The following is a 15,990-nucleotide window of genomic DNA, read 5'->3' as shown; positions in this document are numbered from 1 at the left end:
CCAATGCTTCTCAGGCATCAAAGCGGGAGAGGCAAAATGTCGATGAGAGGCGGGCGATACAGTCCTGGATGGCGGCAATACCGCGCACCTTTCCAGCCGCTTGGAAACGATCGGGCAATGTTCGGGCCCCTCCAGGAGATGCTCTTGATGCACGAGCGCAAGCTCACTTTGTGCAGCACGCTGGAGGACATCGCCGATTCGCTGCCGGAACGGGTCGAAAGGCTTACTTGCTTGACGGTCGCCAGCGCGCTCCTGCCGCTCCTCCACCATGCTCACCATCTGGAAGAAACGATCATTTTCCCTGCATACGATGCCTTGCCTGACGCCACCAAGGCCGCTGGAACCACGCAGCGCTTGCGGATCGAGCATGTCGAGGATGAGTGCTTTGCAGATGAGCTGACCGAGATTCTGTTCAAGATCGGGCGCGAGGGTGAAGTTGCGAATGCCGAAATGTTCGGTTTCATGCTGCGCGGCTTTTTCGAAGGCACGCGCCGGCATATTGCTTTCGAGAGCGAACATATAGCGCCGATCGTTCGGGCGGCGTTTGCTAAAGCCCCGCACGAAATCTGAGGCGTTCGATATTTTCGACGGTTATGCGCCGATTGTTCTCGATCTCGATGACCTTGTCCGCTTTGAGCTTCGTCAACTGCCGGCTGACAGTTTCAATGGTCAGACCGAGGAAATCCGCTATCTCAGCGCGGGTCAGGGGCAAATCAAAGACGGCCGAACCTGAGCGCGGGTCGAACTCCGGATCGATATAGGTAGCGATCAACATCAGGAAGCTCGCGACTTTTTCGCCGGCGGTCTTGCGGCCGAGCGTCACCATCCAGTCGCGCGCCTCATCCAGTTCCCGCAACGTCTGCTCGAGCAAGCGGTGTTCGAGACCGGGCGACCTCTTCAGCATGCCCTCTATCGTGGCGCGCGGGAACGAGCAAAGCGAAACGTCGGTCGCGGCCTGGGCTGTCAGCGCGCTTTCCTCTCTGAAGGGACGGCCAAGAAAATCGGGGGCGAATTGCAGGCCGACAATCTGTTCACGTCCATCCGAAAGCGTTTTCGTCAGCTTGACGACGCCGGAAAGGATGTTGGAGAAACCATCCACCGCTTCCATGTCGCCGATCAATTCCGCACCGCTCGTCACACGATGCTTGGACGAGGTTTTGGCAAGAGCTACCAGTTGGTCCGGGTCAAGCGCACCGCAAACGCCCCGGTGCCTTGCCTCACAGGCCCGGCAGAGGACTGGAATGCCTGCGCTGTGTATATCAAGCCGTTCGATCATCAAATCACCATGTGAACCCTGATTGGGATTTGCGCGCAACGAAAGCGAAATACAATCGGCCAAAGTGTCGCTGCAGTTTGATCGAAACAGAGCCTGCTCCTCCGTTCACCGAAATCACGGAAAACAGGAGAGCGACGCGATGACAGTGTCCCCACCGGACATTGCACATGAAAATGTGCCCCGATACACCAGCTATCCGACCGCACCGTACTTTCATTCAGGCGTTGGGCTCAGTCAATTCGACTCATGGCTGAGGGGGATAAAACTTGGTCAAACCGTCAGCCCTGGTATTCACATACCATATTGTCATCAGTTAGGCTGGTTTTGCGGATGCACGACCAAGCACACACCCGGCGCTATGATGTTGTGGCGTCCTTCCTGAAATACCTGCGAATGGAAATCAAAGAGCGTCGGGCGCATCGTCAAAGGCAAGGCGAAGACAGCCAAAGGCGACCGATGGTCGCCTTTGGCAGTGGCGGATAGCAAATGCAGGTTTGAGCCGCAGCGAGCGGCCTCATCAGGTCACAGGACGAAATCGCCCTTCGACAGCGACACTGCATCATCAAGATGAACGGCGCAATCGGCATTCCTGTCACCATTGGTGTCACCGTAAACATAGGTGTCAGAGGCCTGCTTGGCGTCACGCAGCTCGCCGGCCTTGCCAGTGAAGGCAGCAGTACCGAGGTAGGTGAAAGCTTGATCGCCGGACGCTGCCGAATTGGCATCGATGTCCGCAACATCGATCCTGTCACCGCCGGTGCCCGAGAAGTCGAAGATCGAATCTGGGCCCGTCAGGGCAGATGTGCTCTCACCCGCCGTCTTGAAGACGAAGGTATCGGCGTCCGAGCCGCCCATCAGATCATCCGCGCCGAGCGCGAGTGACGAATGGGTGTGCGTATTGGCATGGAACTTGTCGGCAAAATTCGAACCGAACGTTTGCTTGATCCAATTGTGGACGGTGCCCTTGGCGTCGCCGTTGTTTGCAGCATTGGCAACGCTGTCCGTATCACCAGACGTGCCCTCAAGTGGACCATCAAGTCCCGTGTCGGCCTCGCTGTCGGTAGTGGGGCTTTCCACCGCGGTGCCGGTGGACGAAGTACCCGGCGGCGTGTCGGTTTGAGCCGTGTGGGTCGGTGCCGTAGGCGAGGTGATGTCCGTTGCGGTGGTATCTGCAGGCGCAGCATCCGTTGCCGTCGTGTCGGCGGTTGTCGTGTCCGTCGGCGTGGTGTCGGCAGGGGCCGCGTCCGTTGCCGTCGTGTCCGTTGTCGTAGTGCCGGCAGGCGCCGCGTCCGTTGTCGTCGTGTCGGCAGGAGCCGCGTCCGCTGTCGTCGTGTCAACGGGTGCGGGGTCCGTCGGCGTGGTGTCCGCCGGCAAGGTGTTCAGGTCGGTATTTCCGTACATTACCGGATTGTTGCCATAGAGCGAGAAATCCCCCCATTGACCATCGCCGACCTGGTTGTTGATGATTTGGATCGAGCCATCATCGACGGCGCCGCCACCAAAAGTGTCATCCAGATAGACGGTGTATCCACCGCCCGCCAGGCGATTGTTTTCAACCGTGATGTTCGACAAGCCACCAGCCCAGTTGTCGAGCATCACCGCCGAGGTCTGGCCGTGATCGACGACGACGGTGTTGTGGACGATGTCGATGTCGTGACCGCCATTGACCTCGATGCCGTCGTAATGGGCTTCGGCGGTGCCAAGGAAGTTNTGGATGTAGTTGTCGCGAATATCCGACGGACCGGCCACGGTGATGCCGTTTTCGACGCCGTAGATGTCGTTGCCAATAAACGTACCGTGACCGTAGATGCCGTTCTGGCTGAGGCCCTTGCCGTCGATTTCACTGTTCTGCAGCGTGAAGCCGCTCGCATCGTCCATGACCCGGATCGCCGTCCATGCGCCGCTGGACGTCAGCTTGATATTGCTCAGCGTGACGTTCTTGGCGTCGATGACGATGTCGCCGGTAATGTCCATGTTGCTGATGACGGCGTTGTCTTCAGTGATGTGAAGCGTGCCGTTATACTTGGTCAGCGTCGCGCCGGACGTAACGCCCGTGTTGGTTGCATCGGGAAAATCTGCCACTGTTGCTATAGCCTTTCTCCTCAGCCCTTAAACCCCGTTTCAAGATGGTCTTACTGCTAAGCCGACTACCTCTTTTTTGGTAAGCCGAACCTATAAAACGGAGACCTATTGCAACTTCCAACGTTGTGCAATGCAGTAGGAACAGGGCCATAAAAGCCAGAAATCGGCGCCCTACTATCGCCGCAATAAATTGAATTAGACCTTGCTACTATGAAATCTTTTGACAATTTTCGATGATTCAAAAAAAATAGAATTTTTGAAATATTTAAACAGTCATACAAAAGCGCAACTTAGAGTGTGACTACTCTGCTGAAATTATTTTGGAAAACAAATTCAAAACTGGCGTCTTCCACCCCACTCACGAAAGCCCCGAAACTTTTTTTTATTTTTTTTCTTCACAACCTAAGCGACTAGAATCGCGCAGCTCTCGCGGGCCGGACAATGATCATCCCGGGATGGGCGACCTGATGCGAAGCCTGCGGCAGCCAAACATGGGCATGCCTGCGACGTTCGACAGACCCTCTATTGAGGCGCCGGACTGGCGCGCCAACTGTAAGAATTAACGCTCATTCCACAAAAGCGCCCCATCAGCGGGATCCATAACCAGGTCGAGCCATTTTCCTGATGGAGCGGGTGGCCCAAATAGGGATCCAATGGCCAGTTTCGCCCCATCTTTTTCTGATACGCTTAGGATAAGCGTTCGGGCGACGCCGTACCTTAGACGCAAGACCATGCTGGAGACCTCGCTGATGCCACGACAAAAAAACGCCAAGATCACTGGAGGGGCCAAAGCCGCAGACGAGCAGCCGTTTCGCGATCAATTGCGAATGATGCAACGTGCATTCATCGCCTCCCCCGTGCGCAACGTGATTGCATGGCTCGCCATCGGGATAGGTGTCCTCATCGTGGCGACGGCGTTCGGTCAAATTCTTCTCAACAGGTGGTACAAGCCGTTCTACGACACTCTGGAGCGGCGCGATCTCTCGGCATTCCTGCTGCAACTGATCGTCTTTGCCGAGATCGCCGGTGGGCTCCTGATCCTCAACGTCTTGCAAACCTGGCTCAACCAGTGGATCAGGATCAAACTGAGAGAAGGCCTCACGCTTGATCTGATCAACGAGTGGATGAAGCCGGCGCGCGCGTTCCGTCTCGCCAATGCCGGCGCCATCGGCATCAATCCCGACCAGCGGATACACGAGGATGCCCGTCATCTTGCAGACCTGACCGCAGGCCTTTCCATTGGCCTGTTTCAGTCGGGCGTTCTCCTCGCCAGCTTCGTCGGTGTGCTCTGGTCGCTTTCGGCCGGCTTCATCTTTCATATCGCCGATTACGACATCAATATTCCAGGCTACATGGTCTGGGCTGCCTTTCTCTATGCCGGCACGGCGGCGACTTTGAGCTGGTTCGTCGGACGACCGCTGGTCAGGCTCAATGGCGAGCATTATGCCAGGGAAGCCGTCCTGCGCTTCTCCCTGATGCGCGTCAACGAACATATAGAGGCGGTCTCGCTTTCGGCAGGTGAATCAAATGAAAAGCGCCGGCTCCAGCGCGACCTTTCATCGGTTCTGGAAATCAGCCACAACCTCATGCTTGCGCTGACCCGCCTCACATGGGTTACATCCGGCTATGGCTGGGTTACCGTCATCGCGCCGATCGTCATCGCCGCTCCGGTCTATTTCGCTGGCGATCTCAGCTTCGGTGGCCTGATGATGGCAGTCGGCGCCTTCAACCAGGTGCATGTATCGCTGCGGTGGTTCGTCGACAATATCGACACCATCGCCGACTGGCGGGCGACCTTGCTTAGGGTCGCCGCTTTCCGTTCCGCGATATTGATGACCGACGAGCGTCATGAGAGCGACAAACGCATCGAATTTACCAAAGCAGACAACCGGTTGACGATCGACGACCTCGAAATCGCATTGCCGTCCGGATGCATCAAGCTGAAGGAGCCGCACGTGGAAATCCGTCCGGGCGATCGTGTTCTCGTCACCGGCGCCCCGGACGTGGAAAAGGCGCCGTTTTTCCGTTCCATCGCCGGCTTGTGGCCTTGGGGAGACGGACGTATCTCGCTTCCGGAAGGAGATGACATAGCCTTCGTGCCCCGGACGCCCTATTTCCCGCCAGGCACATTGGACGAGGTTCTCTCCTATCCGAGACATTCGGGCAGTTTCCCCAAGACAGAGCTGTCGGCGGTTCTCTCCAGGGTTGGTCTCGACAAGTTGAGCCACCGCCTTGACCAGGACATGCGCACGAAACTGAAACTCAACGAGACGGAACTGCGGCTTCTTGCCATTGCCCGGCTAGGCCTGCACAAACCGCGCTGGGTCATCATAGACGAGGCGCTCGACACGCTGGAAACCGGTGCATATCATACGGTCCTGACCTTCCTGGAACAGCAGCTTGGCAATGCGGCGGTCGTCAATATCGGCCGGACTGAACCGGGCAATCGCTACTTCACACGCGTGCTGCAGCTCCAAAGCGATCCGGCGGGCCGGTCGCTGCGGCTACTCCAGCCGAAGAGCCTGCGCGCACATGACCCTCAGATGGGGTGATGGAGCCCGAGCGAAAATTTGACTAAGCCGGCGGTGGTCAACAATCGGGCGCTGGGTGATGCATCGGATGCCAGCGGGTCACGTCTCAAAAGGAGATCGACGCCACCCTTCTCCGAACTTCAGGTCGCAATTCGACCGTGTTGAAGAAAGTCCTCAAAAATAAAATCCGTTCATGTTGCGATTGTGCATATCAAATTTTCTGATATGAATTATGCATATTTGCCTAATTTAGGTCGCCATGAGCAGAAACTTCCTCGTCATCGAGCCTGAAGAAGGACTAGCAGTTCTCAAGGGGCTCGCCTCGTCCGTCCGCGTCCAGATGCTCAAGCTACTGCATGAAAAAGGCCCGATGAATGTCAACGACATCGCCAGTATCCTGGCGTTACCGCAATCAACGGTCTCCACCAACGTCCAGGTGCTGGAAGATTGCGGATTGATCCGCACTGAAAACCAGAAGGCCAGGAAGGGCAGCCAGAAGATCTGCTACCCCGCCGCCGAGGAGGTGCTGGTCGTCTTCAAGAGCGAGTATCGCGAGATGCGCAAGGACACGATCGAGGTGTCCATGCCAATCGGCCTCTACACTGGTTTTGAGGTAACTGCGCCATGCGGCCTCTGTTCTCCCGAGGGCATTATCGGTCTCCTCGATGTGCCCAACGCCTTTCTAGACCCTGACAGGATGAAGGCCGGTTTACTGTGGTTTACCCGTGGCTTCGTCGAATATCAGTTTCCCAACAATGCCAAGCTTTCCAACTTGGAGATCCAGGAAATCGAGGTCGTCATGGAACTGAGTTCCGAGGTGCCCGGCACCAGCGCCGACTGGCCGTCCGACATCACCCTTTCAATCAACGGCAAGGATGTCGGCGTCTGGATGTCACCGGGTGATTTCGGCGACAAGCGCGGCGTCTTTACCCCTGCCTGGTGGAAACTCAAGGGCTCGCAATACGGCAAGCTGAAGAACTGGCGCATTGCGAAGGACGGCACCTATGTCGATGGCGTCAGGATATCTGATGTGACGATCGCAGAACTCGACCTCGCCAACCACCATTCCGTGCGGCTGCGCATCGGCGTTCACGAGAACGCGGCCCATCCTGGCGGCATCAATATTTTCGGCAAGGGTTTTGGCAACTATGATCAGGACATCGTGCTGCGGTTGAAGACAACCTGATATCCGATTTTTTGATATTGAAAATAAGTCAGTAAACACAGCGGCCTAGATGAACAGTGCAGGCTTTTTAGCCTAATTTATAATACTTTTTCGGCAGAACGGCTTGACCGCGTCGCGATTCCTGCCATTTAATATCAGCCAAGATGATTTAAATCATAAAAGTTGATATGAATGGGAGGTTTACAATGAAGGCTGCCGTTACGGCACACCCGAGCTATATCGTGTCGGAAATCGACCCGCGGCTCTATGGATCCTTTATCGAGCATCTGGGACGCGCAGTTTACACCGGCATCTACGAGCCCGGTCACCCGACGGCGGACGCCAACGGTATGCGCCAGGACGTCATCGACCTGGTCAAGGAACTCAACGTTCCGATCGTCCGCTATCCCGGCGGCAACTTCGTCTCGGCCTACAACTGGGAAGACGGCGTCGGCCCGAAGGAAGAGCGTCCGGTACGCCTCGATCTTGCTTGGCACACTTCGGAAAGCAACGAAGTCGGCCTGCACGAATTTGCCGACTGGTGCGCGTCGGCCAACACCGAGATGATGCTTGCCGTCAACCTCGGCTCGCGCGGCCTCGACGAAGCCCGCAACTTCCTTGAATACACCAATCATCCCGGCGGCAGCGAGTGGAGCGACAAGCGCATCGCCAACGGCCGCAAGGAACCCTACAACGTCAAGCTCTGGTGTCTCGGCAACGAGATGGACGGCCCCTGGCAGATCGGCCATAAGACCGCCGATGAATATGGGCGCCTCGCCCATGAGACCGCCAAAGCCATGCGCGCCTTCGACAAGTCGCTCGAGCTCGTCGTGTGCGGTTCGTCCAACGCCAAGATGCCGACCTATCCCGAATGGGAAGCGACTGTTCTCGACCATACCTACAACGAGGTCGATTATATCTCGCTGCACATGTATTTCGACAACGAAACCAACGACACGCCGAACTATCTCGCCATGAGCGAGAAGCTCGACGCTTATATCGTCTCGGTAGCAGGCGTCATAGACTACATCAAGGCCAAGAAGCGCTCCAACAAGCGTGTCTATATCTCGTTTGACGAATGGAACGTCTGGTACCATTCCAAGGAGCAGGACAAGAAGATCCTTGGAGGCAACGACGGCTGGCCCTTCGCTCCGCCGCTGCTTGAAGACATCTACAATTTCGAGGACGTGCTGCAGGTGGGCCTGATCCTCAACACCTTCATCCGTCGTGCCGATGTCGTGAAGATCGCCTGCCTCGCGCAGTTGGTCAATGTCATCGCCCCGATCATGACCGTTCCGAACGGCCCGGCATGGCGCCAGACAATCTTCTACCCCTATTTCTATGCCTCGATCTACGGCCGCGGCAATGCGCTGGACCTCAAGGTCGAAAGCCCGACCTACAACTCTACCGTTGCCGGCGACGTTGCCTATGTCGACGTCACCGGCGTGCATGACACGCAAACCAGCCACGTGACCTTCTTTGCCATCAACCGGCATCCGAATGACGCAATTGAAACGGTCATTGACCTGACCGGCTTCGGTGCGGCGGACATCATCGACCATCAGGTGATGACGCATGCGGATCTCAAAGCCGTCAATTCGTCCGAAAATCCCTTCAAAGTCGCTCCCAAAAAGGGTGCGGGCACCAAGATGACCGACGGCAAGCTTAGCCTGTCGCTGCCGGCCTATTCCTATCAGATGATCCGCCTGAAGCTCTGATTTCAGGCGAAACATCGAGACGGTGTAAGCGCTGAGGAGGAGCGTCGACGTGACCGCAAATATTGAAATCAGGAATGTGAGCAAGCAGTTCGGTGCCATGACGGTGCTGGATGACCTGTCGCTCTCCATCAAGGCGCGTGAATTCATCGTGTTCCTTGGGCCATCGGGTTGTGGGAAATCGACCCTTCTGCGCATGATTGCCGGACTTGAGACTGTTGATGGTGGCGAAATCGCCATCAACGGTGAGCGCATCGACCACCTGCCGCCCGGCAAGCGCGGCATCGCGATGGTGTTCCAGTCCTATGCGCTCTACCCGCACATGACGGTGCGCGACAACATGGCCTTTGGCCTCGACAATATCGGCGTCGCGCGCGATGTGATCGATGCGCGCATTGCCGAGGCGGCCCGTATTCTCGAAATGCCGCACCTGCTCGAGCGCAAGCCCGGACAGCTCTCCGGCGGCCAGCGCCAACGCGTCGCCATCGGTCGCGCCATCGTCAAGGAGCCGAAGGCCTTTCTGTTCGACGAGCCGCTCTCCAATCTCGATGCTGCACTGCGCACCCGCACGCGCATAGAACTCGCCCAGCTTCACCAGCGCCTGCAATCGACGATGATCTTCGTCACCCACGATCAGGTGGAGGCGATGACCCTCGCCGACCGTATCGTCGTCATGAACAATCGCAGGATCGAGCAGATCGGTTCGCCGATGGAAATCTATGAGCGTCCAGCGACCAAGTTTGTTGCAGGGTTCGTCGGCGCGCCAGCGATGAATTTCGTCGATGTGGCGATCGATAGGTCCGGCGACGTCATTACCGTGACGTTTGCCGACAGCACTGTGATCCCCACCGATATCGCTTCCAACCAGGTCGTCGACGGCGCCCACACATTTGGCGTCCGCGCGGAAGATGTGCGCATCGCGCCAACCGGCCAGGGCAATGTCGACGGCAAGGTCGATGTGCTTGAGCGTCTTGGCGAACGCACGCTCGTCTATACCCGCCTCAGCGATGGCCAGATCATCGTCGCCTCCGACGCCGGCAACAGCCGCGTTGCCGTTGGCGACACCGTCGGGCTCGCCTTCGATGGCCGGAAATCGCATCTCTTCAATGAAACCGGGCGCGCCTGGCATGCGAGGAGGGCCTGATATGGCTGACCAGCTGACGATCCGAGAGACCGCAGCGCCGGCCGTCGGCGTCAGGGTCCCAAGCGCCAATATCTACGCGCCGCAATGGCGAAACTTCGTTTTCGTCGCACCGTTTCTGTTCTTCTTCACGACGCTGCTCATCTTCCCGCTTTTCTGGGGCATGTGGCTGAGCGTCCACAAGGCCGACACCTTCTCGACCGGCAGGTTTGTCGGCCTCGACAACTATGTCAGGCTCTTTCATGACAAGGTCTTCCTGCAGTCGGTATGGAACACCTTCTACTTCGTGCTGTTGACGGTGCCGACGCTGGCGCTGATCGGCCTTTTTCTGGCGCTTTGCCTCAACCGCCGCACCCGCACCGCCGCCGTGCTGCGGACCCTGTTTTTTTCCTCCTCGGTATTGTCGGTTACCATCGTCACGCTGATCTGGCGGATCGTCTACATTCCGAATGTCGGCCTGCTGTCGACGATCTACGGATGGTTCGGCGCAACCGCACCGGCGTTCATCTCCGATCCAAGCCTGGCAATGATCGGCATTGCCATCGCCACGATCTGGTGGTGCATCGGCCTGCCGATGATGCTGTTTCTCTCGGCCCTGCAGCAGATCCCGCAGGATATCTACGAGGCTGCGGCGCTCGACAACGCCAACCGCTGGCAAACGCTGCGTTCGATAACCCTGCCCTCGATCAAACGCACGTTCATCCTGGTGATCATCATCCAGATCGTTCTGCAATTTCAACTGTTCGGCCAGGCCTGGCTGATGACGCGCGGTGGCCCGAACAATCTCACCAAGCCGATCGTGCTCTACATCTATGACACTGCGTTCCGTCGCTGGGACCTCGGCATGGGTGCCGCAGCCTCGGAAATGCTCTTCGTCCTCATCCTCATTGCGGCCATGGCCCAATACCTCGTGACGCGCAACAAGGGAGATCAGGCATGAGCGCTCCAGCCACTTCCATCAAGGGACGGGCATTCGGGGACCGCGTGCTGCTTGCCCTCGTCATCCTGCTGTCGATCATCATGATCGCGCCAGTGCTTTGGGTGATCGGCCTGTCGCTCAAGGAAAACGCCGAACTGATGGCCAATCCGAATTCGGTGTTCCATGCGCCGTATACGTTGAAGAACTACATCAATACCATCGGCACATCGTCGGTGTTCCGCTGGGTGCTCAACAGCATTGTCGTCTCAGGCGGGCTGACGCTCGCTACATTGATCCTGTCTTCGCTCGCCGGCTACGGTTTTGCGCGGCTGAACTTCCCTGGTCGCAACATCCTTTTCGTCATCGTGCTCTTCGGCCTGGCGGTTCCGGAGCAGGCCGTTCTGGTCGCCCGCCATCAGATCTTCAGCATGCTGAAGTTCCACAACACCTATCACGGCCTCATTCTCCCCGGCCTGTCGGCTTCGTTCGGCGTCTTCCTGATGACCCAGTATTTCAGGGCCATCCCGAAGGAGCTGGACGAAGCCGCCATGCTGGACAATGCCGGCCGCTTCAAGATTTTCTGGAAGGTGCTACTGCCGCTCACCGTGCCGGCCCAGGCAACCCTTGGCATCTTCACCTTCCTCGGCGCATGGAACGATTACTTCTGGCCGCTGATATCGGCGACCAAGAAGGACATGTTCACGCTGACGGTCGGCATGGCTTCAACACAGACAAATTTCGCCCAGTCGGAGGGCATCGGCTTCCTGATGGCGCAGGCTGTGTTCGCCGGCGCGCCGATCCTGATCATCTACCTCTTTTTCCAGAAATACATCGTCACAGCCGTCTCTGGCGCTGCGGTGCGATAGCGAAAGATGCCTGTCGGTCGAGAGGAGTGACCGCAGCAACGAAGAATGACGCCGATCCGGGGTGGACTGGCGGAAACTCAGTAGGAGGAACTGATATGAGAATGAAAACAATACTGCTTGCTGCAGTCTCTGCGAGCGTAATGATGCTCGCAAGCCCAGGTTTTGCAGCGACGGAACTGACCGTGCAGCGCTTTTTCGGTGCTTGTGACGCCGATTTCGGCACCAACACCGATGTCTCGAAGGCCGTTGGCGAATGCGGAATCATGACCTCTCTGATCAACAAGTTCAATGCCGACAATCCCGATGTGCATGTGTCCGTCACCACGGTGGAGTGGCCTGGTTATGATCAGTTGACCGCCCAGTTCGCGTCGGGCGACGCGCCTGATATCGTCACCATCCATGAATCGGTGCTGTCGGACTACCAATCCAAGGGACTGCTCCTGCCGCTCGACGACGTGCTGAAGTCGGTGGGCGTGACCCCGGATGCATTTACGGATGCCGCGCGCAATGGCGCTACCAAGGACGGCAAGATCTATGGCCTGCCGATCGACAGCTGGACCATGCTTTACCACATCAACATGGACCTGTTCAAACAGGCCGATCTCGTGAATGCCGACGGCACGCCGATCCTGCCCAAATCTGTCGATGAACTCCTGGCCCAGGCGGAACAGTTCAAGCAAAAAACCGGCAAGCCCTATTTCGTCCAGAACCTTGCCAACGAGACCGCGCTCTTTACGCGCAACCTCTATACCTATCTTTTCCAGCAGGGTTCGGACTTCTTCGCCGATCCGAAGCACGTGAAGCTCAATACGCCGGAAGCCAAGAAGGTCGTCGAGATGTACAAGACGATCTTCGCCAAGGATTACACCACCAAGGGTCTCGATTACGGGGGCGCGATCAATGCCTTCCTCGCGGGCGAGGGTGGTGTGCAGCTGAACGGCACCTGGGTCGTCGGTGATTACAACGCACAGTCCGAAACCAATGGCACAGCGCTCAATAAGGGCGGCTATGCCGTCTACCCCTATCCGCAGCTTTTCGATGGCGCGCATGCGCAATATGCCGACGGCCACACCTGGGCGGTTTCGGCCAAGGAAGATCGTACGGCTGAGCAGACCGCTGCTATCGGCAAGTTTCTGAAGTTCTTCACTGATAACGACTTCGATTGGTCGCGCACCGGCCACCTGCCTGCGGTCAAGTCGATAATTACCTCGGACCAGTTCAAGGCGCTGCCGCACCGCGACACGATTTCCGCCGTCGCAGAACTTGGTCGATCGCTGCCGCCAGAAGTGGAGCGCCAGTTCGCCATCCAGGAGATTATCGGCGAGGAACTGGCTGCTGCAACCTCCGGTCAAAAGGACACGGACGCAGCCCTTGCCGATGCCGAAACCCGTATCAACGAGCTGCTTGCCAATCTCTAGGCTCCCTGACGCGGCGGCACTTCGGAGCCGCCGCGCATTCGAGCGCCCGTGCCCGTTTGCACGGGCGCTCTCCTTCCCAGGAGTTTTCAATAAGCATTGCCATAAAGATTGGAGCAGAGCGTGGCCGCCGCTCAGGCGGGAGACCGGCGTCGACGCGCCGGAAAGCAACTGGCCGCATGGCGTCATTTAAAGTCGCGAAAAACGGGCTAACGCCCCTCCCCTCTGCTGACGGGACCCGTCGATTCCCGAAGGATCAATTCAACCGGCCAGAGTTCTTGAATCTCCGTCGCCGGCTTGCCTGAAAGCAGTTGCAGGACCAGTTCCGCCGACCGCTTGCCGGCGGCGCGCATCGATGACCGTGTCGTGGATAGCGACGGAGCCATGTTGTCGGCGTTGAGGTAGGGGAAGACGTCGTCATGGGCGATGACCGAAATATCCTTGCCGACGACGAGGCCAAGCGATCGGGCAGCGCTATAGACGCCGAGCGCCGTCATCATCGAGCCTGCAACGAGGGCTGTCGGACGTGGCGATTGTTCAAGGAAGGACCGCGCGAACCGAAAGCCAATCTCGTCGGTGAAACTCCCGTGAGCGACCAGACGCGGATCGAACTGCAGGCCTCGCTCGACAAGAGCGTCACGATACCCCTTATCGCGATGCAGGGAAAACGTGACACCGGGGCGGCCATTTATCATGGCGATCCGGGTGTGTCCGAGATCGAGCAGATACGCGGTGGCTCGCTTGACCGCGCCTTCGTTGTCGATGTCAAGCCACGCATAGGGGACATCGGTCTCCGACCGGCCGTGAACCAGAAACGGCATTCCGAGTTTGTGAAGCAATGCGATGCGCTCGTCATTGGGTCTCGGCGCATTGACGATAAAGGCGTCGACGCGCCTGCTTTCCACCAGTCGGCTAAAGAGTTGCATTTCCTCCTTTGCGTCGTGTTCGGCTATCGGGCTGACGAGTATATCGATATCCTCTCCGTCCAGGCGCTCGCCCATTCCGCTCAGGAATTCCGCGAAATTAACTTCGCGACCCCTCTCCATCAGTATGCCGATGGCACCCACGCGTCCTGTTACCAGGCGCACGGCGTTGATGTTCGGCCGGTACCCCAGGCGTATCGCCGCGTCGGCAACACGCTTGCGGGTGCTTTCACGAACTTCCGGATATCCGCTCAGGGCTCGACTTACCGTGGTCGGGGAGAGATCGAGATGCTTGGCAAATTCTTTGAGTTTCATATGGTCCGACGCTGTTTTGCATGCTGATTATTAGCTATAGCTCCACGACCGTACTGCCAGCAATCCATATCGCAGGGAAGATCGCGGCGTCCGGCCCAGTTTAAATTAAATCGTTTTCAAAATTGCATCTCAAAGCAAGCCTTCGCGTCGCACCCGAAACCAACACGGGGCGCAGTCATATCGAGGCTACTGCATTGATTATACATCTTTTCTCCTGAGAGCACATCAGCATTTAGCGCAGTCATGTGTTGTGGGCTTGACTCAATTTCCCGTTTCTGACAGTTTTTCCTCAACCAAAGCGCTTTCGATTTTGCTGATCTGTTCAGCGGGCGTTTGGAGGCCTGGGAGGAGCCGATGACAATGAAGCTACTTGCGACTGTTGCAATTCTGGGCGCGATCGTGGGCGGTGGCGCTTCTGCCGCCGAACTCTCGATCGCGGCAAACGCGACCGGCAAGGCCGCCGAATTCCTCCGCGCGCGCCTTGGCGAGTTCGAGGCGAAAACGGGCAACAAGGTCAATCTCGTGACGATGCCCGCCTCGAGCAGCGAACAGTTCGGGCAGTACCGGCTGTGGCTTGCGGCGGGAAATACGGATGTCGATGTCTACCAGACCGACGTCATCTGGGCGCCTCAGCTTGCAGATCAGTTTGTCGATCTGACGGAAGCGACCAAGGATGTGACGGCTGAGTTTTTCCCCTCAGTCATCCAATCGCAGACTGTCAACGGGAAGCTTGTTGCTTTGCCGATGTTCACCGACGCCCCCGCCATTTACTATCGCAAGGACCTTCTCGAAAAATACGGCAAGCAGCCGCCCAAGACATGGGACGAGCTGGAGGCCACCGCAAAAGAACTCCAGGAAAAGGAACGCGCCGCCGGACAGTCGGACTTCTGGGGCTTCGTATTCCAGGCCAATGCCTACGAGGGCCTGACCTGCAATGCGCTCGAATGGATCAAATCGTCGGGCGGCGGACAGATCGTTGAGCCGGACGGAACGATTTCCGTCAACAACGAAAAAGCGGCGGCGGCCATCGACCGTGCGAGGGGTTGGATCGGCACCATCGCGCCGGAAGGCGTGCTCGCCTACCAGGAAGAGGAAACGCGCGGCGTTTGGCAAACCGGCAAGGCCGCCTTCATGCGCAACTGGCCCTATGCCTATGCGCTCGGCAACGGCGATGACAGCGCGATCAAAGGCAAGTTCGACGTTATGCCGCTTCCCGTCGCGGCCGCGGGCGACCAGCCGTCGTCCTCTCTTGGCGGCTGGAACGCAGCCGTCTCGAAATATTCGGATGAGCAGGAAGCTGCGATCGAACTGGTGAAGTTCCTTGCATCGAGCGAGGTGCAGAAGAAACGCGCGGTTGAGCTTTCCAACCTACCTACTCTGCCGGCTCTCTATGACGATGCGGATATCGCCGCCAGCCAGCCGTTCATGGCAAGCTGGAAGCCGATCTTCCAAAATGCCGTGCCGCGTCCGTCGGCAGTGGCCAAGGTCAAGTACAATGAAGTCTCTTCGAAATTCTGGGGCGCGGTACACAACACGCTTTCCGGAAACGGTTCAGCCGCTGAGAATTTCGAACTGCTCGAAGTCGAATTGACGGAGCTCAAAGGCGACGCCTGGTAACCGCATTCAGCCGGATGGCCGCCGC

The 15,990-nt window shown here is 57.7% G+C and carries 11 protein-coding genes; 9 read left to right on the top strand and 2 right to left on the bottom strand.

What is annotated here, in order from left to right; all coding sequences use genetic code 11:
- Positions 1-117: 117 nt before the first annotated feature.
- Entirely contained in the window at positions 118-570 is a 453-nt protein-coding gene (locus A3AY_RS0129335; protein WP_018329239.1) for a hemerythrin domain-containing protein, read from the top strand.
- On the opposite strand, the gene A3AY_RS0129330 is transcribed toward A3AY_RS0129335, so the two are convergent.
- Positions 548-1,276: a Crp/Fnr family transcriptional regulator gene (locus A3AY_RS0129330; RefSeq protein ID WP_026203961.1), complete on the bottom strand. Its 729-nt coding sequence runs from the start codon at positions 1,274-1,276 to the stop codon at positions 548-550. The two genes, A3AY_RS0129335 and A3AY_RS0129330, sit on opposite strands and share 23 nt — an antisense overlap.
- A gap of 2,831 nt (positions 1,277-4,107) precedes the next feature.
- On the opposite strand from A3AY_RS0129330, the gene A3AY_RS0129320 reads away from it, so the two are divergent.
- The 7 genes from A3AY_RS0129320 to A3AY_RS0129290 all read left to right on the top strand — a co-directional run bounded on the left by A3AY_RS0129320 (position 4,108) and on the right by A3AY_RS0129290 (position 13,113).
- Entirely contained in the window at positions 4,108-5,910 is a 1,803-nt protein-coding gene (locus A3AY_RS0129320) for an ABC transporter ATP-binding protein/permease (RefSeq protein WP_112851375.1), read from the top strand.
- Between the two features lie 238 nt (positions 5,911-6,148).
- On the top strand, positions 6,149-7,075 hold the full coding sequence (locus A3AY_RS0129315) for an ArsR/SmtB family transcription factor (RefSeq protein ID WP_018329235.1): 927 nt from the start codon (positions 6,149-6,151) through the stop codon (positions 7,073-7,075).
- A 185-nt stretch (positions 7,076-7,260) separates the two neighbouring features.
- Positions 7,261-8,772, top strand: a complete 1,512-nt coding sequence (gene arfA, locus A3AY_RS0129310; RefSeq protein ID WP_018329234.1) for an arabinosylfuranosidase ArfA — start codon at positions 7,261-7,263, stop codon at positions 8,770-8,772.
- A gap of 49 nt (positions 8,773-8,821) precedes the next feature.
- Positions 8,822-9,913, top strand: a complete 1,092-nt coding sequence (locus A3AY_RS0129305) for an ABC transporter ATP-binding protein (RefSeq protein WP_018329233.1) — start codon at positions 8,822-8,824, stop codon at positions 9,911-9,913.
- 1 nt (position 9,914) lies between these two features.
- Entirely contained in the window at positions 9,915-10,850 is a 936-nt protein-coding gene (locus A3AY_RS0129300; protein ID WP_018329232.1) for a carbohydrate ABC transporter permease, read from the top strand.
- Positions 10,847-11,695, top strand: coding sequence for a carbohydrate ABC transporter permease (locus A3AY_RS0129295; protein WP_018329231.1), 849 nt, complete (start codon positions 10,847-10,849; stop codon positions 11,693-11,695). Before A3AY_RS0129300 ends, A3AY_RS0129295 begins: the two co-directional genes overlap by 4 nt.
- Before the next feature lie 101 nt (positions 11,696-11,796).
- Positions 11,797-13,113 (top strand): extracellular solute-binding protein, encoded by a 1,317-nt coding sequence (locus A3AY_RS0129290; RefSeq protein WP_167332413.1) that lies wholly within the window; start codon positions 11,797-11,799, stop codon positions 13,111-13,113.
- Positions 13,114-13,319: 206 nt separating this feature from the next.
- Here A3AY_RS0129290 and A3AY_RS0129285 read toward each other — a convergent pair whose 3' ends face one another.
- Entirely contained in the window at positions 13,320-14,348 is a 1,029-nt protein-coding gene (locus A3AY_RS0129285; protein ID WP_018329229.1) for a LacI family DNA-binding transcriptional regulator, read from the bottom strand.
- Between the two features lie 360 nt (positions 14,349-14,708).
- Between A3AY_RS0129285 and A3AY_RS0129280 the strand changes: the two genes are divergently transcribed.
- Positions 14,709-15,965, top strand: coding sequence for an ABC transporter substrate-binding protein (locus A3AY_RS0129280; protein WP_026203958.1), 1,257 nt, complete (start codon positions 14,709-14,711; stop codon positions 15,963-15,965).
- Positions 15,966-15,990: the final 25 nt, after the last annotated feature.

Origin of the sequence: Rhizobium giardinii bv. giardinii H152, assembly GCF_000379605.1 — a bacterium.
In the GTDB taxonomy this organism is placed as follows: Bacteria; Pseudomonadota; Alphaproteobacteria; order Rhizobiales; family Rhizobiaceae; genus Pararhizobium; species Pararhizobium giardinii.
This window is presented reverse-complemented; position numbering and strand designations above follow the sequence as displayed.

Excerpts from the sequence above, each read along its gene's own strand:
- A3AY_RS0129335 (WP_018329239.1), top strand. The coding sequence starts at position 118 with ATGTTCGGGCCCCTCCAGGAGATGCTCTTGATGCACGAGCGCAAGCTC.
- A3AY_RS0129330 (WP_026203961.1), bottom strand. The coding sequence starts at position 1,276 with ATGATCGAACGGCTTGATATACACAGCGCAGGCATTCCAGTCCTCTGC.
- A3AY_RS0129320 (WP_112851375.1), top strand. The coding sequence starts at position 4,108 with ATGCCACGACAAAAAAACGCCAAGATCACTGGAGGGGCCAAAGCCGCA.
- A3AY_RS0129315 (WP_018329235.1), top strand. The coding sequence starts at position 6,149 with ATGAGCAGAAACTTCCTCGTCATCGAGCCTGAAGAAGGACTAGCAGTT.
- arfA (WP_018329234.1), top strand. The coding sequence starts at position 7,261 with ATGAAGGCTGCCGTTACGGCACACCCGAGCTATATCGTGTCGGAAATC.
- A3AY_RS0129300 (WP_018329232.1), top strand. The coding sequence starts at position 9,915 with ATGGCTGACCAGCTGACGATCCGAGAGACCGCAGCGCCGGCCGTCGGC.
- A3AY_RS0129295 (WP_018329231.1), top strand. The coding sequence starts at position 10,847 with ATGAGCGCTCCAGCCACTTCCATCAAGGGACGGGCATTCGGGGACCGC.
- A3AY_RS0129290 (WP_167332413.1), top strand. The coding sequence starts at position 11,797 with ATGAAAACAATACTGCTTGCTGCAGTCTCTGCGAGCGTAATGATGCTC.
- A3AY_RS0129285 (WP_018329229.1), bottom strand. The coding sequence starts at position 14,348 with ATGAAACTCAAAGAATTTGCCAAGCATCTCGATCTCTCCCCGACCACG.
- A3AY_RS0129280 (WP_026203958.1), top strand. The coding sequence starts at position 14,709 with ATGAAGCTACTTGCGACTGTTGCAATTCTGGGCGCGATCGTGGGCGGT.